The following is a 22,197-nucleotide window of genomic DNA, read 5'->3' on the forward strand; positions in this document are numbered from 1 at the left end:
CAAGGCAGGACAGATCGGACGGTGACGAAGCGTCAACGTCGGGGACGGGCAATAAGGGCGGTCCGGGCGATCATGGCAAAGCCATTAGCGCGGTTTCGCCGCCCGCGCAATCACGGTTTCATGCGATAGCCCGATTTCAGCCAGCGCCAGCCCAGATACAGGACGCCCGCCACGACCGCGACGCAGATCGCAAAGCCGCGCCAGACCGGCGCGTCGCTGACCCCCGTGACGCCAAAGCGTGCGCCGTCGATCAGGTAGAAGATCGGGTTCCAATGCGACAGCGTCCGAAACGGTTCGGGCAGCGAATCGACCGAATAGAAAGTGCCCGACAAAAACGACAACGGGGTGATGACGAAATTGGTGATCGCCGCCATCTGATCGAATTTCTGGGCCAGAATGCCCGCCAGAATGCCCAGCCCGCCCAGCAACAGGGCCGCCAGCAGAACAAAGGTGATCGCCCATAGCGGATGCGCGATCCCCGCGCCCGTAACCACGACCATGCCGGTCCCGATGACCATGGCCACCAGCCCCGCCCGCGCGACCGAGCCGCACAGATAGCCGGTCAGCAATTCGCCCGCGGACAGGGGCGGCATCAGCGTATCGACGATATTTCCCTGAACCTTGGCCGATGTGATCGAGGACGAGGAATTCGCGAAAGAGTTCTGGATCACCGTCATCATCAGGATGCCCGGCCCCAGGAATTGCAGATAGGGCAGGCCCATGACCTGCCCTCGGCCCTGACCCAGCGCCAGCGCGAAAACCAGAACGAACAGCGCCGCCGTCATCAACGGGGCAAAGATCGTCTGCTGCCAGACGGCCATGAAGCGCATCACCTCGCGCGTGATCAGGGTGCGCAGCCCCAGCCAGTTCACGCGCCCGAAGCGGCGCACCCCCATTGCGGGGCGTTCATCCATCGTCATGCGTTCCATGCTTGCGGTCCTTGAATTCCGTCGTCGCCAACGCTAAATCTCGGCATCCCGTTTGTGACGGGGTCAATCGCAGGTTTCAAGATGGGCGGCGGGCCTCGACCCGCCCGGAAAGGCAGCCATGTCCTGGACGGATGAACGAGTCGAGACGCTGAAGCGTATGTGGTCCGAAGGTCAATCGGCCAGCGCCATCGCCAAGGAATTGGGTGGCGTGACCCGCAATGCCGTGATCGGCAAGGTCCATCGTCTGGGCCTGTCGAACCGCACCGAAGAGGCCGAGGCCGCGCCGGCAGCCGCGCCCGAACCGGAAAAGAAGGCCGAGCGAAAGCCCGCGCCCGCCGCGCCGAAACCGGCCCCGCAGCCCGAGCCCGTGGCAGCAAAACCCGCCCCCGCGCCGGAAGAAGAGCCTGCAACGCAGGCCGCCTACACGCCGCAGCCGCGTCGCAGCATCGTGCCCGCGGGCCAGCCGCTGCCGCCGCAACCCTCGGCCAACGAGATCAGCCCCGAGGCGCTGGCCTCGGTGCGCGAGGTCGAAAAGAAATCGCGCAGGCTGTCCCTGATGGAGCTGACCGAGCGGACCTGCAAATGGCCGATCGGGGACCCGGCGACGGACAAGTTCTGGTTCTGCGGCCTGCCCAGCCAGCCCGGAAAACCCTATTGCGAAGCCCATGTCGGCGTGGCCTTCCAACCCATGAGCTCGCGCCGCGACCGGCGCCGCTGATCCATCCCGATCGCCCGGCCACTGGCCGGGCGAATCATTTCCGGCCCCCGATTCGCAGCCACGCGACCCAAAGGCGGCACCCGTGACCGACACCCCGAATTTTCCCCGCCTTGCCGCGCTGGCCGTGACCCTGCGCGAAGATCAGGTGTTGCTGGCGCGTCGCCGCAACCCGCCCGATGCGGGGCTGTGGGGCTTTCCGGGCGGACATGTCGATCCCGGCGAAACCGCGCTGCAGGCCGCCGCCCGCGAACTGGCCGAGGAAACCGGTGTCACCGCCACGCCGCGCCGCTATCTGGACAATGTCGACCTGATCCGCCGCGACAGTGACGGGGCGCTGCAGTTCCATTTCCTGCTGGCGGCGGTGCAGTGCGACTATGTTGCCGGGCAACCCGTGGCCGCGGATGACGCGCTGGAGGCCAGTTGGTGGCCGGTCGAACATGTCCTGTCCGGCGCACTGCCGCTATCGGCCCATGTCGACACGATCCTGCGCCGCGCATTGGCGGGACGCTATGATCTTTAGGGGCAATTGCATGCGACTGAACAGAAAGCCCTTTCCCATGCTGCGGATCGCCTTGTCGCTGTGCATTTCAGCCATGCCAGTTCACGCCGGGATCGGCCTGTCCATCCCGCTTGACCCCACCGCGCAGGTCACAAGCGCCACCTATGGCTGCGATGGCGGCGACCCCTTCACGGTGCAGTTCATCAACGATCAGGACAATAATCTTGCACTGCTGCCGGTTGACGGCAGCTCGCGGATCTTCGTCAATGTCATCGCAGCCTCGGGCGCGCGCTATGTGTCGGGGGCGTATGAATGGTGGATCAAGGGCGATCAGGCGACGCTGACCACCCTGACCTCGGGCAATCAGCGACATTGCAGCCGGCTACCGACCACGGACTAATCACGCGCCGTCGATCTGACCGCGCACCCAGGCCTGCAGGATCACCTGTGCCACCGCACCCTTGCGGGCGGGGGCGATACGGGGGTGACGGCCTTCCAGCGCATCGGCGATTTCGGCCTTGGTGACCCACAGCGCATCTTCCAGTTCCTGCGGATCGCGGGTGATGCGGGTGGACAGGGCCTGACCGGTACAGCCGATCATCAGCGAGGCGGGGAAAGGCCAGGGCTGCGAGGTGACATAGCGGACGGCACCGACCTTGATCCCTGCCTCTTCCATCGTTTCCCGGCGGACAGCCTCTTCGACGGTCTCACCAGGTTCCATGAACCCCGCCAACAGCGAATACATCCCCTCGGGCCAGGCGGCCTGCCGACCCAGCAGAACCCGGTCGCCATCAAGGATCAGCATGATGACCACCGGGTCGGTGCGCGGAAAATGCTGACGGCCGCAATCCTGACACTCGAACCGCCAACCGGCATGGCAGGCGCGGTTGCGTCCGCCGCAATTGGCGCAGAAGCGATGGGTCAGGCGCCATTCGAAGATACCCTTGGCGGCGGCGGCAATGCCTGCGTCGCGATGGTCGATATCGCCCATGATCGAACGCAGTTCGACGAATTTGCGCGTCTCGGACAGATCCAGCGTCGCATTGCTGATGAAATCGGACGGCGATTCGTCCACCGGCGCCAGATAGGACACATCCGCCGCGAAATGTGCGATCCCATCGGCATCAAGGCCCATGAAGACCGGGGCCTCGGGGCTATCTGCGATCAACGCATCGTTGGGGGCAAGCCAGGCCAGACGCGGACCGTCCGGGGTCAGATCGAACAGCGGCTTGCCGTGCCAGATCGGCATCACATGGGTCCGGGGATCGGCCAGATGATCGGCCATGGCCTGCGCGTCGCCGCGCAACCGGTCGGCACGATCCAGAAAACTGCCCGCGAAGGTCACATCCGATTCAGGTATCATGTCGCTGGCCTATCCCGCACGTCCCGGCTCGGCAAGACGCAGCCGCGTGATCAGGTCAGCCGCTGCGCCGCGCGGCGTACGCCCAGCACCACGACCTGCAGCACGAGAATCGCGGCAAACAGTTCCATCGCTTCTTCGGCACGTCCCGCGAAATCGCTGGTCCAGTCGGAAATCTCGACGCCGAACGGCGCCAGCTTGCGGCCAAGACCGTCGATGCTTTTTGAGATGAACAGCAATTCGATGATCAGGATCACCAGCCATTCATTCGCGCGCAGGGCCGGGATCCGGCGCAGAAATCCCGGCAGATCGCGGATCAGCAGCCGGATCGCCGCCGTCAGGATCAACAGCACGATGGCGGCGCCGATCAGCTTTTGCAGAACCGGTGCATCACCCGAATACAGGCGCAGTTGCAGGATACCGTCCTGCGTATAGGCCTTGTCCATGTCCAGTTCCCGCATGCCCGCCGCCCATAACAGAACGGCCAGATGCCACAGCGCGCCGCGACGCTGGCGGATCAGATACACCGACAGCCACAGCGCGGCGACAAACCAGAACGCCGCCGACATCCCCTCGATCGGGCCGCCTTCGCGAAACAGGGCATAGGTGTCGTTGGTAAAGACCAGACTGGTCAGCACCACCAGCAGCGCGATCATGCAGCTAAGACCAAAGACGGCGCCCGTGCTGGGCGTGATCTGTCGCAAAAGTGCCGTCATGCTACACCGCCGGGCCTTGTAGCGGGCAGCAATCCCTTGGCCGATCAGCGGCGGCGAAGGGCGAAATATCGGCGGTGCGGGGCAATGGGCGGTCATCAGGCATCGCAGGCAGCTAGGTGCCCAGACCCGGCGGGACAAGACGCGGCGACCGCATTGTGACGAAACCGTGACAACATCCCCACACCCCGCCCCGGTGGCGACCGCCGCCACGATCGCGACCGGACCCGCAGGCCACTTTCATTCGGGTTCCATCAAGGCTAGATAAGCGCCGACCCAAAAGGACGCACCCGATATGGCCCGCCATCTGATCACCTCTGCCCTGCCCTATATCAACGGCATCAAGCATCTGGGGAACCTCGTCGGTTCGCAGCTGCCCGCCGATCTTTACGCCCGCTACCTGCGCGCACGAGGGCACGAGGTGATGTTCATCTGCGCGACCGACGAACATGGCACCCCCGCCGAACTGGCCGCCGCCAAGACGGGTGAGCCCGTGGCCGAATACTGTGCCCGGATGCATGGCGAACAGGCCGAGCTGGCGCGTGGCTTCGGGCTGTCCTTCGACCATTACGGGCGGTCCTCCAGCCCGCGCAACCACGTCCTGACCCAGCACCTGGCGGGCAAGCTGGCCGAGAACGGCTTCATCCGCGAAGTCAGCGAGAAGCAGGTCTATTCCAACGCCGATGGCCGCTTCCTGCCCGACCGCTATATCGAGGGGACCTGCCCCAATTGCGGCTATGACAAGGCTCGCGGCGACCAGTGCGAGAACTGCACCAAGCAGCTGGACCCAACCGACCTGATCGACCCGCGCAGCGCCATTTCCGGCAGCACGGACCTTGAGGTGCGCGAGACCAAGCACCTCTATCTGCGCCAATCCGCGCTGAAGGGGGAAATCGCCGCCTGGATCGACAGCAAGACCGACTGGCCGATCCTGACCACCTCGATCGCGAAGAAATGGCTGAACGACGGCGACGGCCTGCAGGATCGCGGCATCACGCGCGACCTGTCCTGGGGCGTGCCCGTCAAGCGCGGCACCGAGGATTGGCCGGGGATGGAGGGCAAGGTCTTCTATGTCTGGTTCGACGCGCCCATCGAATATATCGCGGCGACCGCCGAATGGGCCGATGCGAACGGGCGCGGCGAGGCCGACTGGCGCAGCTGGTGGCGCACCGACGAGGGCGCCGATGACGTGACCTATACCCAGTTCATGGGCAAGGACAACGTCCCCTTCCACACGCTGTCCTTCCCGGCCACGATGATCGGTTCCGGCGAGCCGTGGAAGATGGTCGATTACATCAAGTCCTTCAACTACCTGACCTATGATGGCGGGCAGTTCTCGACCAGCCAGGGGCGCGGCGTCTTCATGGACCACGCGCTGGAAATCCTGCCCGCCGACTACTGGCGCTGGTGGCTTTTGTCCCACGCCCCCGAATCCGGCGACAGCGAGTTCACCTGGGAGAACTTCCAGCAATCGGTGAACAAGGACCTGGCCGACGTGCTGGGCAACTTCGTCAGCCGCATCACCAAGTTCTGCCGCTCCAAGTTCGGCGAGGTGATCCCCGAAGGCGGCGAATGGGGCGAGGTCGAACAGCAGCTGATCGCGGATCTGAACACCCGCATCGCCGCCTATGACGCCGCGATGGCCCGCACGGATGTGCGCAAATCGGCGCACGAACTGCGCGCAATTTGGGTTCTGGGCAACGAATACCTGCAGGCGGCGGCACCCTGGTCGACCTTCAAGACCGACCCGGAAAAGGCCGCGATGCAGGTGCGGCTGGGTCTGAACCTGATCCGCATGTACGCGGTCCTGTCGCAGCCCTTCATCCCCTTCGCCGCCGATTCCATGCTGTCGGCCATGCAGACCGATCTGCGCGACTGGCCGCAGGATGCGGGCGCGGCACTGACCGCCCTGCCCGCCGGCCACGCCTTCACCGTCCCCGAGGTTCTGTTCGCCAAGATCAGCGACGAGAGCCGCGAGGAATGGGCCGAACGCTTCAAGGGCGTTCGCGCCTGACCCAGCCTTTCGGCACGGCGAACCCGCCGTGCCGCCCCCGACGCGACAGGTGGACGCTGACCGTCACAGCGGTTAGGTCTTTGACAGGACCTTGGACCGGAGACCGCGATGACCCACTGCATCCTGATCGGAGCCCCCGTGGACGAGGGGCAGCGCCGCCCCGGCTGCCTGATGGGGCCTGCCGCCTATCGCACAGCAGGGCTGGCCGGCACGCTGAGCGCCTTGGGCCACACGGTCGAGGATCGCGGCGACGTGACCCCCGCCCCCCTTGGCGATGAGACCTGCGACAACGCCGCAGTCCATCACCTGCCAGAAACCATCGCCTGGACCCGCGCCCTGTCCGCCGCCACGCAGGACGCGCTGCCCCACGGGATGCCAATCATCATGGGGGGCGATCACTCGCTGGCGCTTGGCACGGTGGCGGGCGTCGCGGCACATGCGGCGAATGCGGGCCGCCCGCAATTCGTGATCTGGCTGGACGCGCATAGTGATTTCCATACCGTCGGCACGACCACCTCGGGCAACCTGCACGGCACGCCAATGGCCTATGCGAATGGCCGCGAGGGCTTTGCCCCCTTCCCGCCCTTCCCGAACCCCATTCCGGGCGAAAACATCTGCATGTTCGGGATCCGCAGCGTCGATCCGGCGGAACATGCCGCGATGCAGGAAACCGACATCACCGTGAACGACATGCGCGTGCTGGACGAACAGGGCATCGTCGCGCCCCTGCGCGAATTCCTGGACCGGGTGCGGGCGGCGAACGGGCTGCTGCATGTCAGCCTGGATGTCGATTTCCTGGACCCGACCATCGCCCCCGCCGTCGGCACCACCGTCCCAGGCGGCGCGACCTTCCGCGAGGCGCATCTGGTGATGGAGCTGCTGCACGAATCCGCGCTGGTCACCTCGTTGGACCTGGTCGAGCTGAACCCCTTCCTGGACGAACGCGGGCGCACGGCCAAGCTGATGGTCGATCTGGTCGGCAGCCTGATGGGGCGCAAGGTCTTCGACCGCCCAACCCGCAGCTACGGATAAGCAAAGGGGGCCATCGCGGCCCCCTTCTTCTTACCACAGCTTGGCTTCGCGATCCGGAAAGCGCTGCCGCGCGGCCTTCACGAAGGCATCCGGGTCGGTCGAGGTTACGCCGTCGTCGCGCATCACCCCGGCCGCGTCCAGCAGCGCCTGACAGCAGTCATCCGCCGCGATGGCCTTCAGATGCGCGAAGGCGTCGGACACGAAGTCGATGGCAGGTTTGTATTTCGCCAGCTTCGTCGCGTCCTCCTCGGTCAGGGCCAGCGCGATGGCATCGACCAGAACCGAAGGGGTGCCCGCCAGTTGCGCCTCGGCCATGCCGCGCTTCTTGGCAATCAGCACGGCCATGCCGCCATCGGCCTCGACCGCCTTGCGGATCGCGTCGGCCTTGGACTGATCCCCGTTCTCGCCAATCAGGATGCCGACCTTGCGACCCTTCAGCGTGTTCGGATGCGTCTTCGCGATCGACAGCGCGTCCGAGGTCGGCATCTCCACCGGCTGGCGGAAGGGGGTCGCCGGATCGGGCAGATCCTCGGCCAGCCCCTCGGCCACGGCAGATGCCAGACCTTCGTCGATCACCCGCAGATGCGCCAGAATGCGCGTGATGACATGGCCGATGCCGACCTTCGACAGCTCGAAGACGATGGCGTCGGCGATGTGGCGCTGCTCGGCCTCGGTCTGGCTGCGATAGAACATCGTCGCCTGGCTGTAATGGTCGCCGAACAGTTCGGCTCGGCGGCGCAGCTTCTGATCGGGCGTGTTGTCCAGATCGGACATGCTGCGATAGGTCTTGAAGCCCGCCTCGGTCTCGCGCGGGCCGCCATCCTCGCCTGCCTCGGACAGGCTGTTGGGTTCGTAATTCGCGCGCCCCTTCGGGACATGCATCTGCATCTGGCCGTCACGCTGGAAATTGTGGAACGGGCATTTCGGCGCGTTGATCGGCAGCTGGTGGAAATTCGCAGTTCCCAGACGCGATTTCTGCGTGTCGAGATAGCTGAACAGGCGCCCCTGCAGCAGCGGATCGTCGGTGAAGTCGATCCCCGGAACGACATGGGACGGGCAGAAAGCCACCTGTTCGGTTTCCGCAAAGAAGTTATCCGGATTGCGGTCCAGCACCATGCGCCCGACGATGCGGACGGGGATCTCTTCCTCGGGAATCAGCTTGGTGGCGTCCAGCACGTCATAGGGCTGCTTTTCGGCCCATTCGGCGTCGAAGGTCTGGATGCCCAGTTCCCATTCCGGGAAATCGCCCGCCTGGATGGCCTCGAACAGGTCCTGGCGGTGATAGTCGCTGTTGGCGCCGGCGGTCTTGACGGCCTCGTTCCAGACCTGGCTTTGCAGGCCCAGCTTGGGCTTCCAGTGCCATTTGACGAAGGTCGACTTGCCCTCGGCATTGACCAGCCGGAAGGTGTGCACGCCGAACCCCTCGATCATGCGCAGGCTGCGCGGAAGGGTGCGGTCCGACATGGCCCACATGATCATGTGCAGCGATTCGGGCATCAGCGACACGAAGTCCCAGAAGGTGTCATGCGCGCTGGCGGCCTGCGGGTAACCGCGATCGGCCTCCATCTTCACGGCATGGATCAGGTCGGGAAACTTGATCGCGTCCTGAATGAAGAAGACGGGGATGTTGTTGCCGACAAGGTCGAAATTCCCCTCCTCGGTATAGAACTTGACGGCAAAGCCCCGCACGTCGCGCGGCGTGTCCATGCTGCCCGCCCCGCCCGCGACGGTGGAGAAACGCGTGAAGACCGGCGTGCGGCCCTTCTGCGACAGGAACTTCGCGGTGGTCAGCTCGGGGATGGGATCGGTGCATTCGAAATAGCCATGCGCCCCCGACCCGCGGGCATGGACGATCCGCTCGGGGATGCGTTCATGGTCGAAATGGAAAATCTTTTCGCGAAGGATGAAATCTTCCAGCAGGGTCGGTCCGCGATCCCCCGCCTTCAGGCTGTTCTGGTTGTCGCTGATCGCCACGCCCTGATTGGTGGTCAGTCGCGGGTCGCCGCGCTGGTGCAATTCGCCCCCGTTGCCCTGCTGGTCGCTGCTGCCGGTCATTGCGCCCTCCTGCTTAAACTGGCTTGGAACTGCGACAGCAACCCACCCCGCAAGGGCAAGGTTCCACTTGATAAATGCTGGCTGCTTGGCTAGCCACATCGGGCCAAGATGGCGCCGTCCGCGGGCGTGGTGGAACGGTAGACACAAGCGACTTAAAATCGCTAGGGCTTTGCCCGTGCGGGTTCGACTCCCGCCGCCCGCACCATCAGGTGACCTGACAGATTGCCAATCCTGAAATGATTGCCGTCCAAGGGGACGGGCATCGAACGCGTCGCCCCGCCAATCGCGGTGGCAAAACTCTTTCGCCCGGTTGTCCGCGACATGCGATGCACGTCATGTACAGAAACGGCCCGCGACCGCCGTGTTTTAGCATCTATGAAGAAAAAGCCGCTGCGGCAAAGACTGACAGGAAGCCTGTGGGGCCACCTGCGAGGCCAGGAACATCAGAACCGATTTTCCCAGCAATTTCAAACAACCGTGGTGCCGCTGAAGGGACTCGAACCCCCGACCCCATCATTACGAATGACGTGCTCTACCAGCTGAGCTACAGCGGCATCCGGTTGTGGCGCGGGAAATAGCAGGTTCCCGCAGCATGGGAAAGAGGGGCAAGGCGCTTTTTTGCGCCCTGCCCCGATCTTTGTGGCCTAGGGCCGTTTTTTACCGGACGCGTCCTCGTCCACAGGCTCGACATCCGGGCGCACAAGGGTCCGCTCGGCCTCTGGCGCGGGGGCCGGTTCGGGCGCGGGCGGGGTCACATCGCGGCGCGTGTCGGTATGGGACGGCGCGACCTCGATGTAATCTTCCTCACGCGGGACCATGCCGGGCGCGACATCGGCGACTTCCACCGGCTTCTTCGGGGCGGGGGTGACCGGTTCGGCCGTGGTTTCGGGCGCGACCTCTTCTGCAATCTCTTCTGCGGTGTCCGCCCGAGCCTGCGGCTTCGGGCCACCCACCAGCAGGGGCAGCATCTCGGCACCGGGCTGACCTGCGGTCGTGCGCTTTTCCTCGGGCTCGCGCCAGGTCAGCGTGTCGAAGCCATCGCAGCTGTCGCAGACCGGCGCCCATTCGCCCATCACGTTATGGCATTTGTCGCAGACCCATTGCGGGCCGCGCGGCGCCGTCAGCGCACGGGCCAGCCAGCCCCGCACCACACTGTCATCCGACCCCTCGCCACGTTCGATGGCGGCCATGATCGACAGCGTCCGCACGGTCGGGTGCTTTTCGGCGATATCGCCCAACGCGCGACGGGCAGCCGGGAAATCCTCGGCGGCCAGCAACAGTTCGGCGCGCAGAAGATGCGATTCCTCGACATTGGGGTTCTTGGCGATCAACCGTTCGAACCGCTTCAGGCGGGCCGTCGGGGTTTCGTCGGGCACGATTTCGGCATAGGCGGCGGCGACGTCGGGATGCGGACGCACCGACCAGGTCTTTTCCAGAATGCGCGAGGCGTTGCGATAGTCCTTCTGCGCGATATAGCTGCGCGCCGCCAGAACCGCCGCCGGGATCAAATCGGGCGAGGCCTTGGCCGCCGAGATCGCAGCCTCGCGCGCGCTGATCGAATTGCCCTGCGACAGAACTTCGCTGGCCTCTTGCAGGGCCAGAATGGCATCGCGGCGCATCACCACATCCTTGGGCAGATCGCCCTGACGGCGCTTGTCCTTCAGGATGGCGCGCGCCCCTTTCCATTCCCCCTCGCGGGTCTGCAGGTCCAGAAGCGTATCCTGCATTTCCTTGTGGCGCGGCTTCAGCGCATAGGCTTTCTGCGCCAGCAGCATCGCCGCATGCGTTTCGCCCTGATCCAGCTTATGCTTCATCAGGCCGCGAATCGCGACGAACCGGGTCCGGTCATCTTCCAGCATCCGCCGATAGACGACATCGGCGCGGTTCTTGTCGCCCGCAGCCTCGGCCGCCTGCGCGGTCAGAAGGTTGGTGATATGCGGCTGGTTCAGGAATTTCTCGGCCTTGGCGGCCTTGTCCTGAGCAAGCTTGCCCTCGCCTGACGCAACGGCCAGCATCCCCTCGCCCAGGGCCTCGTACCCCTTGCGCTGCCGATTGCGAGCGAAATAGCGATTGATGGCGGTTTCATCGCCTGCGATGAACCGCAGGAAGGCCAGGAACAGGCCCAGCAGCCTGAACGCAAGCCAGGCCAGGACCATCAGGATCAACAGCGCGGCCACGGCCTTCAGCGGCGACAGCGCGATCTCGGTGCCGCCATATTCGACACGCAGCACCTGCCCGGTTTCGGACCAATGCATCGCACCAAGCGATACGGCCAGAACCACGGCAAAGAAAAACAGGATCTTGAGCAACGACAACAACATGGGCGTGGTCCTTATTCCGTGGCGGCCGACAGGTCGGACAGCGCCGCATGGGCATCGCGATGGGCTTCGGCGCCGGCCAGCCAGTCGGCCATCGCCGGGGCTTGGCGGGCAGCCTCGGGCAAGGCGGCCAGATCGTCCAGCGCGGCGGCGATATCGCCCGCTTCGACCTTGGCATTGGCACGCGACATGATCGCATCGGGGTCATCCCCTTCGCGCGGCTGGACCGAACGGATGCCGGTTTGCGCCTTCAGGAAATTCGTCAGGGCGTTGCCGCCACTGTCGCCACTGCGCAACGAGGCGCGCAGCGCGGCGCGCGATGCCTCGGGGAAGGATTGCTGCAACGCCTCGACGCTGGGAATGTCGCGGGCAAGGGCCTCGGGGGCCTCGACCCCCGCATCGGCCAGCTGCTGGCGCGCGGCATCGCCCGACACGCCGCGATCCAGCGCGGCCTGCAATGCGCCGATGGCCGCGACCGCCTGTGCACGCTTGGTGCTGTCCGCGGCGGCTTCTTGCAGTTTGGCGGCCTCGGCCTGTGCCGCGCTGATCTGGGCCTGCGCCTGTTCCGCGGCCGAAGCGATCTGCTGTTCCAGTGTCTGGGCCTGATCGGCCAGTGCCTGAATGCGTTCGGCAGTTTCAGGATCTATGCCGCCCTGCGCCGACAGCGCCGCGATCTGTTCGGCCTGCTGATCCAGACGCGTGCGGATTTCTGCCAAGGCGTCCTCGCTGGCCGCGCCGCCCGGTTGCGCAGGCTCGGCGGTTTCCAGCGCGGTCAGACGCTGATCCTGCGCCTCGACCGCGCTGCGCAGATCGTCGGGCGACTGCGCGACGGCCTCCTGCGCGGCCTGACGGGCGGCGTTGACGGCATCGGCCTTGATTGCATCAACGTCAAGATCGGCCCCGGCGGCAACCTGCCCCCCGGTCCAGGACGCCGGCAGATGCGGCAGGGCAAAGATCGTCGCCCCGGCCCCCACGCCTGCGGCCACGACGCCCCCCAGAACGACCGGCCAGAAGCCATGCTTGCGGATCACCACACTTGGCGGCGGGCTTTGCGGCGCGGCATTGCGCGGTTTCGGGTCGCTGGCCTTGTCGGCAGTCGGTTCAGCGGGGCTTGGCTGAGCCGGTTTCGGCTGGGCGGATGCGGCGGCCGCAACCTTTTCGACCGGTGGGACATTGCTGGACGGCGAATCGCCCTTTGCCTTTGGCGCGGCGGCCGGACGATCCTTGCTGGCCTGACCCAGCAGCGACGAATCGGCGGGCTTGATGTCCGATCCGGTGATCGCAGCCCCTGCGCCGGTGCCCTGACCGACATCGCGACTTTCGATCACGCCGGGCGCGGCCGCGTCTTTCCTGACCGTCTGATCGTCCGCCGATGCCGCTTTCGGCTGGGGCGAGGGTTTGTTCTTGCTTGGCTTCGTCACGTTTTTGTCCCCGTCATCATATCTGCGGCGGCAAGGCAGCCGTCGATCGTTGGGCCAAGCCTACTCAGGCAAGGCCGTCGCCTCAACCCGGTGTGATCACCTTGGTTCCGCTACGGCAAGATGGCGAATGGTCGCGACCATCGCCTCGATCGTGGGGGCAAGCGACACGGCCTGTGCCGCCACCGGTCCGTGCCACGCCGCCATCGCGGCCTCGCTGATCGCGGCCACGCGCAGCGGCGCCCCTGCCGCCGCGACCTGACGCGACAGCAACCGCGCCGATCTGGGCGAAAAGACCGGCAGGACCACCGGCCCCGGCCCCGACAGCAACAGGCGCGCCGCCGCCGACAGCGGCTGTTCGACCTGATCATAGACCACCACGCCCGGCACCGGCAGTTCCCGCGCCAGATGGCGCCCGTGCGGATGGATCAGCGGCACCCCGGTTTCCTTGATCAGCGGCAGCATCCCCAAGGCGGTACCGTCGCCGACGATTACTTGAAACCCCGCCGCCGTCGCGTGCCGCGCCGTGTGCCCGCCCACGCACAGCGCGATCCGGCCACCACCTTCGCCCGCAAACGGAACCGCATGGGCCGAGGTAAAGACCAGCCCCGGCGAATCCCATAACGGCTGCGGATCATGCGCGACCGGATTGATCTGCAGGATCGGCGAAATCAGCGACCGCAGATCGGGCATCATCGCCGCCAACCGACGCGAATCACTTTCGGGCCGTGTCAGCAGCAATGGGCAGGACGGCAAGCTTGGCATTGGCATTCCAGACATGACGGTGCTACGGGATCAGGCCTAAGCGCCATTTCACCGCCCGGCAAGAGTATGGACGACACAGTTTTCCTTGGCATCGAAAGCAGCTGCGACGACACCGCCGCCGCGATTGTAACGGGCGACCGCCGGATTCTGTCCTCGGTCGTCTCTGGCCAGACCGATCTTCACGCGGATTTCGGCGGCGTCGTTCCGGAAATCGCGGCCCGCGCCCATGCCGAGCGTCTGGATCTATGCGTCGAACAGGCACTGGATCAGGCGGGCCTGCGGCTGTCCGACCTGAACGGGGTCGCCGTCACCGCGGGGCCGGGGCTGATCGGCGGGGTGATGTCGGGTGTGATGTGCGCCAAGGGCATCGCCGCCGGGGCCGGGCTGCCGCTGATCGGCGTGAACCATCTGGCGGGGCATGCGCTGACGCCGCGCCTGACCGACGGCATCGACTATCCCTATCTGATGCTGCTGGTCTCTGGCGGGCATTGCCAGTTCCTGCGCGTCGACGGCCCGCAGGATTTCACGCGTCTGGGCGGCACGATCGACGATGCCCCCGGCGAAGCCTTCGACAAGATCGCCAAGCTGCTGGCCCTGCCGCAACCCGGCGGCCCCTCGGTCGAGGCCGAGGCCGCGCTGGGACGCGAGGGCCGCTTTGACCTGCCGCGCCCGCTGCTGGACCGGCCCGGATGCGACATGTCCTTTTCGGGGCTCAAGACCGCTGCCCTGCGCCTGCGCGATCAGCTGATCGCCGAACAGGGCGGGCTGCGCCAAAGCGACCGTCAGGATCTGTGCCATGCCTTCCAGACCGCCGTGGCCGAGGTGCTGGCCGAAAAATCGCGCCGCGCGCTGGCCCTGTCGCCGGCGCCCGTGCTTGCCGTCGCCGGGGGCGTAGCCGCCAACCAGACCATCCGCGCGGCCCTTGAACATGTCGCGGCTGCGGCAGGGGCCGCCTTTCTGGCCCCGCCCCTGCGGCTTTGCACCGATAATGGCGCCATGATCGCCTGGGCCGGGATCGAGCGTTTCCGCGCCGGCCAGCAGGATGGGATGGATCTGATCGCCCGCCCGCGCTGGCCGTTGGACAACCGCGCGGCACCGATGCTGGGCAGCGGCAAGAAAGGCGCCAAGGCATGAGCGTGGCCATCCTTGGGGCCGGTGCCTTCGGCTCTGCGCTGGCCGTCGCGCTGGCGGCGAAAGGGCCGGTAACGCTGTGGGGGCGCGATGTCGGCTGGGGGCGCAGCAACCCGCGCCTGCCCGGCGTCACCCTGCCCGACAGGATCGCCGTCACCGATGACCTGATAACGGCCTGCCGCGCGCAGACCCTGCTGCTGGCGTTGCCCGCGCAGGTGCTGCGACCGTTTCTGGACCAACATGCCGCGGCACTGAATGGCAGGGCCTTGGTCAATACCGCCAAGGGGATCGACCTGACCCGGCTGACCGGACCGTCGCATCTGATCGCGCAGGCCTGTCCAGATGCGATGGTCGCCACGCTGACCGGCCCGTCCTTCGCGGCAGATATCGCACGCGGCCTTCCCACCGCGCTGACGCTGGCCTGCCCCGACGCCCGGACCGGGGCCCAGTTGCAGCATCAGCTGTCGACACAGGTGCTGCGCCTGTATCGCACGACCGACCTGATCGGTGCCGAACTGGGCGGCGCGCTGAAAAACGTGATCGCCATCGCGGCGGGCGCGGTGATCGGCGCGGGGCTGGGCGAAAGCGCCCGCGCCGCGATCATCACCCGCGGCTTTGCCGAAATGACCCGGCTTGCGACCGAACTGGGCGCAAGGGCCGAAACACTGGCGGGCCTGTCGGGTCTTGGCGACCTGACACTGACCTGCAGTTCGACCCAATCGCGGAATTTCCGCTTTGGTCAGGCGCTTGGTTCGGGCGTCGATTTCGACCGCAGCACCACAGTCGAAGGCGCCGCCACCGCCGGGGCCGTCACCGAAATCGCCCGGCAGCGCGCGTTGGATCTGCCAATTGCCGCGATGGTGGACCGGCTTGCGAAGGGCGGGATTTCGGTCGAAAACGCCATGGACAACCTGATGACCCGTCCCCTGAAGGAGGAATGATGCCCCTGTTCGCCCTGATCTGCCGTGACAAGCCCGGCGCCCTGCAAATTCGCCAGGACAATCGCGCCGACCATCTGGAATTCCTGAAAACGGGCCAGATCTTCATCGCCGGCCCCCTGATCGAGGACGGTGACATGCGCGGTTCGCTGGTCGTGATCGAGGCCGAGGATCTGGCCGCCGCCAGGACCTGGGCCGCAGGCGACCCCTATGCCGCCGCGGGGCTGTTCGAAAGCGTCCAGATCAGCGAATGGAAAAAGGTGATCGGCTGATGGCGTATTGGCTTTTCAAGTCCGAGCCTGATGTCTTCAGCTGGGACGACCTGGTCGCCAAGGGTGAGACGGGCGAGGAATGGGACGGCGTGCGCAATTACCAGGCCCGCAACAACATGCGCGCGATGAAAACCGGCGACCGCGGGCTGCTGTATCATTCCAACATCGGCAAAGAGGCCGTCGGCATCGTCGAGGTCGTGGCCGAAGCCCATCCCGACAGCACGGCCGGCGATCCGAAATGGGAATGCGTCGATATCAAGGCCGTGCGCAAGCTGCCCCGCGCCGTATCGCTGGACGAGGCCAAGGCCGAACCCCGCCTGAAGGACATGGTTCTGGTCAATAACAGCCGCCTGTCCGTGCAGCCCGTCGCCGAGGATGAATGGGCGGTGATCATGGAACTGTCGGGCGCCGAATAGGCAGGCCGCCCCCGTGTGAAAGGGCCCCGGACACCCCTGACCGGGACCCTTTGCGACCCCGTCGGCGCCCCACCGCACCGACAGAAGTTCGGGTCCGGCCTTCTGGCCCTTGCCGATCTGGATAGGGCGCGGTCGGCGCGCATTCAATCACAAAACAGGCGCAGTTTTAGCCAAATCCGCTTCATCTTGGCGACGGCTCGGGCTAGGGTCCGCGCCATGAACGACACCTAAAGAGGTTCCCTGATGCAGCGCCTTCACCTTGTCTTCGGCGGCGAGCTTGTCGATCCGCAGCGCACCGAATTCCGCGATACCAGCCAGATCCACTATGTCGGGATCTACCCGAATTACGAAACCGCCTACGGCGCCTGGAAGGCCGAGGCACAGCGCACGGTGGACAGCGCCCATACCCGCTATTTCATCGCGCATCTGCACCGCCTGCGCGATGAGGAAACGCCGGTCAGCCCGACCGAAGAACTCGGCGCTTGATGGCGGCTGCGGGCCTGGAACGACTGGGCCTGTGGCTGCACCTGCGCCACAGGTCCGCCATGCCCGCCGACCGCATCCTGCGGCCCGAAGGCCATGGCCCGCTGTTGGTGCAATGGGTCGGCCCGGCCGCCGGCCCCGCGCGGGCGCAGGTCGCCTCGGTCCTGCGGACCGCCTGTCCTGACCTGCGCATTCTGGACCTGTCCGACCGCCCCGAGGCCGATCGCGACCGCAGCGCCATGACGGCACTTCTGCTGGATCAGAAACCGGTCGCGATCCTGATCCTTGGCAGCGATCTGCCCGTCGCCCTGATCGCGGCTGCCGAGACACGCGACATCCCCGTCATCATGGGCGAAACCCGTCTGGACCGCCGCGACCTGGGTTGGAGTGTCGGACGCAATCTGCGCCGCAACCTGCTGCGCGGTCTGCACCGCCTGCTGGTCACCGACAGCGACAGCCACGACATCGCCCGCCGTATCGGGGTCGCGCCCAGCCGCGTCACCATGTCCGGTCCCGTGACCGAAATCCGCGACCCCCTGCCCTGTAACGAAACCGAACGGGTCAGCTTTGCCCAGCTGCTGCGCGGACGCCACGCCTGGTTCGCCGCCTGCGTTCCGCCTTCGGAAGAACCCGCCGTGATCGAGGCGCATCGCGCGGCCCTGCGCCAATCCCATCGCGCCCTGCTGATCCTGGCCCTGACCGACAATGACCGCATCGCCGCGCTGTCCGATCAGCTAGAGGCCGAGGGCCTGATCGTGGCACGCCGCGACCGCGACGAAGAGCCGACCGACGAGGTGCAGGTATTGCTGACCGACGGGCTCACGGAAATGGGTCTGTGGTATCGCGTCGCGCCCGTCACCTATATGGGCGGCACGATCAGCGGCGACGACGCCGAGGCCCGCCACCCGTTCGAACCGGCCGCGCTGGGATCTGCCATCCTGCACGGGCCGCATATCGACAAGTTCGCCACCGACTGGACCCATCTGGACGCGGCCCGCGCGGCCCGCGCCGTCCCCTCGGCGGGCAAACTGGCGCAGGCGGTGGCCGAACTGACCCAGCCCGACCTGATCGCCGAACTGGCGAATGCGGCCTGGACGGTCAGCACCGGCGGGGCGGGTGTCGCGCTGCAAATCGCGCAGCCCATACTGGATGCGCTTGAAAGGACCGGCCCATGAAACGCGCCCCCGCCTTCTGGTATCTGACCCCGCCCACCGCCAAGGCGCGGCTGCTGCAACCGCTTGGCGCGCTTTATGCCCGCGCGACGGCGGCGCGGCTGGCCAAGGGTCAACGACAGCGGGCCGGCGTGCCAGTCATCTGCGTGGGCAATCTGAACGCGGGCGGCACCGGCAAGACCCCGACCGTCATCCATCTTCAGCAGATGTTGCAGGACATAGGCGTCGCCGCGCATGTCGTGTCGCGCGGCTATGGCGGCACCGCGACCGGCCCGATGCGGGTCGACGAGGCCAATCACGACGCCGCCCTGACCGGCGATGAGCCGTTGCTGATGGCCGCATTCGGCCCCGTCTGGGTGGCCGATGACCGGGCCGCCGGGGCCAGCGCCGCCGTTGATGCGGGCGCACAGGCGATCATCTTGGATGATGGCTTTCAGGACCCTGCGCTGGCCCATGACCTGTCGTTGATCGTGGTCGATGCGGCCAAGGGTTTCGGCAACGGACTGTGCCTGCCGGCGGGCCCGCTGCGCGAACCGGTCGCCCGGGGGCTTGCCCGCGCCGATCTGCTGTTGTCGATCGGACCTGACGGCGCGCAGGCCCGCTTTGCCCCCGACACCGCATTGCCGCATCTACGCGCGCAACTGCGGCCGCTTCGGACCGGGCTGGACTGGCGGGGGCATCGCGTTCTGGCCTTTGCGGGCATCGGCCACCCCGAGAAATTCTTTGCCACGCTGCGCGATCTGGGCGCCGAGGTGATCCATGCCGAACCGCTGGAGGATCATCAGCCCTTCACCTCCGCCCTGCTGACACGACTGGAAACCGAGGCACGCCTGCGCGGTGCCCAACTGGTCACCACCGAAAAGGACGCAGCCCGCCTGCCCCGTGCCTTTCGCATGAAGGTGCTGGCCCTGCCCGTGCGGCTGGCGATCGCCGATGACGGCCCGCTGCGTGATCGGCTGGCGCGGCTGTTTTCGGCCCTTGGCTAGGCCCTGGGGTTTTGCAATTCGCTCCCGGCTGCCAATATATGCAACAGGCGCAACCTGTGCGCAGGAAAGGACCGCGATGTCACGCAAGGCGATGCAACGTCTCAGCTTCTATCTGCTTGTCATGCTGACGCTTTATGCGTCACTGGGCGGCGCGGCATAGGGGCGGACGATATGGCACAGCGTTTCGGCGGCAAATTCTCGCCCGATGGGGGGCAGAACGACATGCGCGGCATTCCCGCGCCGACGCGGCACCGTCTGGCCGGGCGGCCGAAATGGGTCACCATCGCCGCGACCCCCTTTCTGCTGGCCGCGTTCTTTCAGTCGCCCGCAGGCATGGTCACCGATCTGTCGGCCTTTGGCATGATCGCCGGCGGCATGTGGCTGACCGGCGAGGGCCTGAGGGCCGAGGCCGCCTATCAGATCCGCCGCGTCGCCCGCCGTCCCGCCATTCCGCGCAAGCTGTTCGGGGGTATCGCCGCCGCCGCGGGCCTTGGGCTGGGCGCGGGCGAACCCGGCGCTTGGATCGGGGCCGGGCTGATCGGGGCGGCGGGGATGGCGCTGCATTGGCTGGCCTTCGGGGCCGACCCGATGCGCGACAAGGGCATTTCCGAACGCGACGATTTCCAGATGCAGCGCGCCGACCGCATGATCGACGAGGCGCAGGATTATCTGGACGACATGACCCGGGCGATCCAGCGCTGCGGCGACCGCCGTCTAGAGGCGCGGGTGGCCATGTTCCAATCCACCGTGCAGGACCTGTTCGACCATCTGCGACAGGATCCCGGCGATCTGTCAGCCGCGCGGCGTTATCTTGGCGTCTACCTGATGGGCGCGCGCGATGCGACGGTGAAATTCGCCGATCTGTATTCGCGGCGTCAGGACGGCGCGGCCCGTCAGGCCTATGAAAGCTTTCTGGACGATCTGGAAAAAGATTTCAGCGCCAAGCTGACGCATTTTCTGGATGGAGACCGCACCGATCTGGATATCGAGATCTCGGTCCTGCGCGACCGTCTGGCCCGCGAGGGCGTTCGCCCGTCCGAGCCACCGGCCGAGCCGAAACCCCTGCAATCGCAGGCTGCACAGACCCTGGATGAACTGGTGACCGAACATCACGCCCGGGACAAGACCCGCTGACCCATGCCCCGTTTTGCATTGAAGATCGAATATGACGGCCGCCCGTTCGCCGGGTGGCAGGCACAGGCCGACCAACCCTCGGTCCAGGGCGCGATCGAGAACGCGCTGGCGCGGCTGGACCCCGGATTTGCCAAGGGCGCACGCATTGCCGCCGCCGGGCGCACCGATGCCGGGGTACATGCCACGGGACAGGTCGCACATGCCGATCTGGACCGGGCCTGGGACCCGTTCCGCCTGCGCGAGGCATTGAATTTCCACCTGAAACCCGCGCCGGTCGCGATTGTTGACAGCGCCCGTGTCGCCGATGATTTCCATGCCCGTTTTTCGGCATTGGAACGGCGCTATACCTTCCGGCTGGTCGCGCGTCGCGCGCCGGTGACCCATGATCGCGGCATGGTCTGGCAAATCCTGAACCCGCTGGACACAGAGGCCATGCGCGAAGGTGCCGCGCATCTGATCGGGCTGCATGATTTCACGACCTTCCGATCCTCGATCTGTCAGGCGAAAAGCCCGATCAAGACGATGGATGAGATCCGGATCGAGGCGCATCCCTTCCCCGGCGGGCAGGAATATCGGTTCCACCTGCGGGCGCGTTCGTTCCTGCACAATCAGGTGCGCTCGATCGTGGGGACGCTGGAACGGGTCGGCGCCGGGTCATGGGCGCCGGGTCAGGTGCAACAGGCGCTGGCGGCGCAGGATCGCGCCGCCTGTGGCCCGGTCTGCCCGCCCTTCGGCCTGTACCTGACCGGCGTAGGCTATCCCGATCCGCCCTTCCCGGCAGATTAGGTCAGCGCCGCAAGTCCCAGTCGTTCGAACCGGTCCAGCTGGTCAAGTTCGGCCCGTGTCAGCAAGATACCGTCGCGCAGGGATCTGGCACGGGCCTGAAAACGGCGCTGGGACGGCAGGCGGGCACCCTGCCCGGCAATGGCCGACAACAGCATCTCGCCCTGGGCAATCGGGTCGCGCCCGCTGCGTGCGGCAAAAACCTGCGGGTCCATCGCCAGAACCAGGGCACCGTGCCGGGGCAGCAGATCGGTGCCGCCCATGAAGTCCAGCGCCTCCTTGCTCATGAATTCGCCCAGCATCGCGCCCGACAGCAGTTCGATCATGGTCGAGATGGCAGAGCCCTTGTGGCCGCCGAAGGTCAGCATCGCCCCATCCAGCGCGGCCTCGGGGTCGGTGGTCGGATTGCCGTCGCCGTCCATTGCCCAACCTTCGGGGATCGGGGTGCCCGCGCGGCGATGCAACTCGATCTCGCCCCGCGCCGCGACGCTGGTGGCGATGTCGAAAACATAGGGGTCATCACCCTTGCGCGGCCAGCCGAACGCAAAGGGGTTGGTGCCCAGCAAGGGTTGCGTTCCCCCCGCCGGCGCGACAAAGGCATAGCTGGGGCACATCGACAACGAGGCCAGCCCATGCTGGGCCAACGCCTCGACATCATGCCACAGCGCGGAAAAATGCAGACAGTCGCGGATCACCAGCGCCGCGAGGCCCGTGCTGCGTGTCCGGTCGACCAGCGCATTCTTGGCGGCGTAGAAGGCGGGGTTGGAAAACCCGCCCCCGGCATCGACCTCGATCACGGATTTTCCCTGATCGACAAGCTGTGGCACCGCGTCTGGCGACACCTTGCCCGCCGCCAGAACACGCAGGCAGCCCTCGATCCGGTAGATCCCGTGGGATTTGCAATTGTCACGTTCGCCCGCGACGATGACACGCGCGACATCGCGGGCATTTTCGGCCCGCAGCCCGGCCTTGACGAAAATCCGCTCGACCCGCGCCAGAAGCGCCTCGACGGAAACGGGGTCGGGTTGATCCATTGGGGATATCTCCTGTGAAAAAGGGAT

22 protein-coding genes and 2 tRNA genes are annotated in these 22,197 nt (G+C 66.2%); 15 read left to right on the top strand and 9 right to left on the bottom strand.

Annotated features, from left to right (window positions below):
* Positions 1 to 110: 110 nt before the first annotated feature.
* Positions 111 to 929 carry an ABC transporter permease gene (locus tag BMX67_RS16095; protein ID WP_245739493.1) on the bottom strand — a complete coding sequence of 273 codons (819 nt, stop codon included), beginning with the start codon at positions 927 to 929 and terminating at the stop codon, positions 111 to 113.
* Between the two features lie 118 nt (positions 930 to 1,047).
* Here BMX67_RS16095 and BMX67_RS16100 point away from each other — a divergent pair, with 118 nt between their 5' ends.
* The 3 genes from BMX67_RS16100 (at position 1,048) to BMX67_RS16110 (ending at position 2,546) form a co-directional block, all read left to right on the top strand.
* On the top strand, positions 1,048 to 1,647 hold the full coding sequence (locus BMX67_RS16100; protein WP_090737181.1) for a GcrA family cell cycle regulator: 600 nt from the start codon (positions 1,048 to 1,050) through the stop codon (positions 1,645 to 1,647).
* A gap of 82 nt (positions 1,648 to 1,729) precedes the next feature.
* Positions 1,730 to 2,167, top strand: coding sequence for an NUDIX hydrolase (locus tag BMX67_RS16105; RefSeq protein ID WP_090737183.1), 438 nt, complete (start codon positions 1,730 to 1,732; stop codon positions 2,165 to 2,167).
* A 10-nt stretch (positions 2,168 to 2,177) separates the two neighbouring features.
* Positions 2,178 to 2,546, top strand: coding sequence for an MliC family protein (locus BMX67_RS16110; protein WP_175479943.1), 369 nt, complete (start codon positions 2,178 to 2,180; stop codon positions 2,544 to 2,546).
* Here BMX67_RS16110 and nudC read toward each other — a convergent pair whose 3' ends face one another.
* Positions 2,547 to 3,509: an NAD(+) diphosphatase gene (gene nudC, locus BMX67_RS16115; protein ID WP_090737186.1), complete on the bottom strand. Its 963-nt coding sequence runs from the start codon at positions 3,507 to 3,509 to the stop codon at positions 2,547 to 2,549.
* Positions 3,510 to 3,559: 50 nt separating this feature from the next.
* A complete protein-coding gene (locus BMX67_RS16120) occupies positions 3,560 to 4,222 on the bottom strand; it encodes a hypothetical protein (RefSeq protein ID WP_090737188.1) in 663 nt (220 codons plus the stop codon).
* Between the two features lie 292 nt (positions 4,223 to 4,514).
* On the opposite strand from BMX67_RS16120, the gene metG reads away from it, so the two are divergent.
* Positions 4,515 to 6,233, top strand: coding sequence for a methionine--tRNA ligase (metG, locus tag BMX67_RS16125; protein WP_090737190.1), 1,719 nt, complete (start codon positions 4,515 to 4,517; stop codon positions 6,231 to 6,233).
* A 108-nt stretch (positions 6,234 to 6,341) separates the two neighbouring features.
* A complete protein-coding gene (gene rocF, locus BMX67_RS16130; RefSeq protein WP_090737192.1) occupies positions 6,342 to 7,265 on the top strand; it encodes an arginase in 924 nt (307 codons plus the stop codon).
* A 30-nt stretch (positions 7,266 to 7,295) separates the two neighbouring features.
* Here the strand turns inward: rocF and BMX67_RS16135 are convergent, their stop codons facing one another.
* Complete coding sequence (locus tag BMX67_RS16135) at positions 7,296 to 9,320, bottom strand: catalase (protein WP_090737194.1); 2,025 nt, start codon at positions 9,318 to 9,320, stop codon at positions 7,296 to 7,298.
* A gap of 120 nt (positions 9,321 to 9,440) precedes the next feature.
* Here BMX67_RS16135 and BMX67_RS16140 point away from each other — a divergent pair.
* Positions 9,441 to 9,525, top strand: a tRNA-Leu gene (locus tag BMX67_RS16140).
* A gap of 273 nt (positions 9,526 to 9,798) precedes the next feature.
* Here BMX67_RS16140 and BMX67_RS16145 read toward each other — a convergent pair.
* The 4 genes from BMX67_RS16145 to BMX67_RS16160 form a co-directional block, all read right to left on the bottom strand.
* Positions 9,799 to 9,874 (bottom strand) — tRNA-Thr (locus BMX67_RS16145).
* A gap of 90 nt (positions 9,875 to 9,964) precedes the next feature.
* Complete coding sequence (locus BMX67_RS16150) at positions 9,965 to 11,641, bottom strand: heme biosynthesis protein HemY (RefSeq protein ID WP_090737196.1); 1,677 nt, start codon at positions 11,639 to 11,641, stop codon at positions 9,965 to 9,967.
* 11 nt (positions 11,642 to 11,652) lie between these two features.
* On the bottom strand, positions 11,653 to 13,059 hold the full coding sequence (locus tag BMX67_RS16155; RefSeq protein ID WP_090737198.1) for a hypothetical protein: 1,407 nt from the start codon (positions 13,057 to 13,059) through the stop codon (positions 11,653 to 11,655).
* Positions 13,060 to 13,155: 96 nt separating this feature from the next.
* Complete coding sequence (locus BMX67_RS16160) at positions 13,156 to 13,821, bottom strand: uroporphyrinogen-III synthase (RefSeq protein ID WP_217645888.1); 666 nt, start codon at positions 13,819 to 13,821, stop codon at positions 13,156 to 13,158.
* A 66-nt stretch (positions 13,822 to 13,887) separates the two neighbouring features.
* On the opposite strand from BMX67_RS16160, the gene tsaD reads away from it, so the two are divergent.
* From tsaD to truA, 9 genes are all read left to right on the top strand, one after another.
* Positions 13,888 to 14,955: a tRNA (adenosine(37)-N6)-threonylcarbamoyltransferase complex transferase subunit TsaD gene (tsaD, locus tag BMX67_RS16165; RefSeq protein WP_090737202.1), complete on the top strand. Its 1,068-nt coding sequence runs from the start codon at positions 13,888 to 13,890 to the stop codon at positions 14,953 to 14,955.
* Positions 14,952 to 15,893 carry an NAD(P)H-dependent glycerol-3-phosphate dehydrogenase gene (locus tag BMX67_RS16170; protein WP_090737204.1) on the top strand — a complete coding sequence of 314 codons (942 nt, stop codon included), beginning with the start codon at positions 14,952 to 14,954 and terminating at the stop codon, positions 15,891 to 15,893. Before tsaD ends, BMX67_RS16170 begins: the two co-directional genes overlap by 4 nt.
* Complete coding sequence (locus BMX67_RS16175; RefSeq protein WP_090737206.1) at positions 15,890 to 16,162, top strand: YciI family protein; 273 nt, start codon at positions 15,890 to 15,892, stop codon at positions 16,160 to 16,162. Before BMX67_RS16170 ends, BMX67_RS16175 begins: the two co-directional genes overlap by 4 nt.
* Positions 16,162 to 16,578, top strand: a complete 417-nt coding sequence (locus tag BMX67_RS16180) for an EVE domain-containing protein (RefSeq protein WP_090737208.1) — start codon at positions 16,162 to 16,164, stop codon at positions 16,576 to 16,578. Before BMX67_RS16175 ends, BMX67_RS16180 begins: the two co-directional genes overlap by 1 nt.
* Before the next feature lie 240 nt (positions 16,579 to 16,818).
* Positions 16,819 to 17,064, top strand: a complete 246-nt coding sequence (locus tag BMX67_RS16185) for a DUF4170 domain-containing protein (RefSeq protein WP_090737211.1) — start codon at positions 16,819 to 16,821, stop codon at positions 17,062 to 17,064.
* Positions 17,064 to 18,236, top strand: coding sequence for a 3-deoxy-D-manno-octulosonic acid transferase (locus BMX67_RS16190; protein ID WP_090737213.1), 1,173 nt, complete (start codon positions 17,064 to 17,066; stop codon positions 18,234 to 18,236). Before BMX67_RS16185 ends, BMX67_RS16190 begins: the two co-directional genes overlap by 1 nt.
* Entirely contained in the window at positions 18,233 to 19,219 is a 987-nt protein-coding gene (lpxK, locus tag BMX67_RS16195) for a tetraacyldisaccharide 4'-kinase (RefSeq protein WP_090737215.1), read from the top strand. Before BMX67_RS16190 ends, lpxK begins: the two co-directional genes overlap by 4 nt.
* 171 nt (positions 19,220 to 19,390) lie before the next feature.
* Entirely contained in the window at positions 19,391 to 20,353 is a 963-nt protein-coding gene (locus BMX67_RS16200; protein ID WP_090737217.1) for a 5-bromo-4-chloroindolyl phosphate hydrolysis family protein, read from the top strand.
* A gap of 3 nt (positions 20,354 to 20,356) precedes the next feature.
* A complete protein-coding gene (gene truA, locus BMX67_RS16205) occupies positions 20,357 to 21,139 on the top strand; it encodes a tRNA pseudouridine(38-40) synthase TruA (protein WP_090737219.1) in 783 nt (260 codons plus the stop codon).
* Here truA and BMX67_RS16210 read toward each other — a convergent pair.
* Entirely contained in the window at positions 21,136 to 22,170 is a 1,035-nt protein-coding gene (locus tag BMX67_RS16210; RefSeq protein WP_090737221.1) for an Ldh family oxidoreductase, read from the bottom strand. The genes truA and BMX67_RS16210 overlap by 4 nt on opposite strands.
* Positions 22,171 to 22,197: the final 27 nt, after the last annotated feature.

The organism is Paracoccus homiensis (assembly GCF_900111675.1).
In the GTDB taxonomy this organism is placed as follows: domain Bacteria; phylum Pseudomonadota; class Alphaproteobacteria; order Rhodobacterales; family Rhodobacteraceae; genus Paracoccus; species Paracoccus homiensis.

Coding starts and splice junctions, on each gene's coding strand:
- lpxK (WP_090737215.1), top strand. CDS start 18,233: ATGAAACGCGCCCCCGCCTTCTGGTATCTGACCCCGCCCACCGCCAAG.
- nudC (WP_090737186.1), bottom strand. CDS start 3,509: ATGATACCTGAATCGGATGTGACCTTCGCGGGCAGTTTTCTGGATCGT.
- BMX67_RS16190 (WP_090737213.1), top strand. CDS start 17,064: ATGGCGGCTGCGGGCCTGGAACGACTGGGCCTGTGGCTGCACCTGCGC.
- tsaD (WP_090737202.1), top strand. CDS start 13,888: ATGGACGACACAGTTTTCCTTGGCATCGAAAGCAGCTGCGACGACACC.
- BMX67_RS16120 (WP_090737188.1), bottom strand. CDS start 4,222: ATGACGGCACTTTTGCGACAGATCACGCCCAGCACGGGCGCCGTCTTT.
- rocF (WP_090737192.1), top strand. CDS start 6,342: ATGACCCACTGCATCCTGATCGGAGCCCCCGTGGACGAGGGGCAGCGC.
- BMX67_RS16100 (WP_090737181.1), top strand. CDS start 1,048: ATGTCCTGGACGGATGAACGAGTCGAGACGCTGAAGCGTATGTGGTCC.
- BMX67_RS16095 (WP_245739493.1), bottom strand. CDS start 929: ATGGAACGCATGACGATGGATGAACGCCCCGCAATGGGGGTGCGCCGC.
- BMX67_RS16150 (WP_090737196.1), bottom strand. CDS start 11,641: ATGTTGTTGTCGTTGCTCAAGATCCTGTTTTTCTTTGCCGTGGTTCTG.
- BMX67_RS16175 (WP_090737206.1), top strand. CDS start 15,890: ATGATGCCCCTGTTCGCCCTGATCTGCCGTGACAAGCCCGGCGCCCTG.
- BMX67_RS16160 (WP_217645888.1), bottom strand. CDS start 13,821: ATGCCAAGCTTGCCGTCCTGCCCATTGCTGCTGACACGGCCCGAAAGT.
- BMX67_RS16170 (WP_090737204.1), top strand. CDS start 14,952: ATGAGCGTGGCCATCCTTGGGGCCGGTGCCTTCGGCTCTGCGCTGGCC.
- BMX67_RS16180 (WP_090737208.1), top strand. CDS start 16,162: ATGGCGTATTGGCTTTTCAAGTCCGAGCCTGATGTCTTCAGCTGGGAC.
- BMX67_RS16210 (WP_090737221.1), bottom strand. CDS start 22,170: ATGGATCAACCCGACCCCGTTTCCGTCGAGGCGCTTCTGGCGCGGGTC.
- metG (WP_090737190.1), top strand. CDS start 4,515: ATGGCCCGCCATCTGATCACCTCTGCCCTGCCCTATATCAACGGCATC.
- BMX67_RS16200 (WP_090737217.1), top strand. CDS start 19,391: ATGGCACAGCGTTTCGGCGGCAAATTCTCGCCCGATGGGGGGCAGAAC.
- BMX67_RS16135 (WP_090737194.1), bottom strand. CDS start 9,320: ATGACCGGCAGCAGCGACCAGCAGGGCAACGGGGGCGAATTGCACCAG.
- truA (WP_090737219.1), top strand. CDS start 20,357: ATGCCCCGTTTTGCATTGAAGATCGAATATGACGGCCGCCCGTTCGCC.
- BMX67_RS16110 (WP_175479943.1), top strand. CDS start 2,178: ATGCGACTGAACAGAAAGCCCTTTCCCATGCTGCGGATCGCCTTGTCG.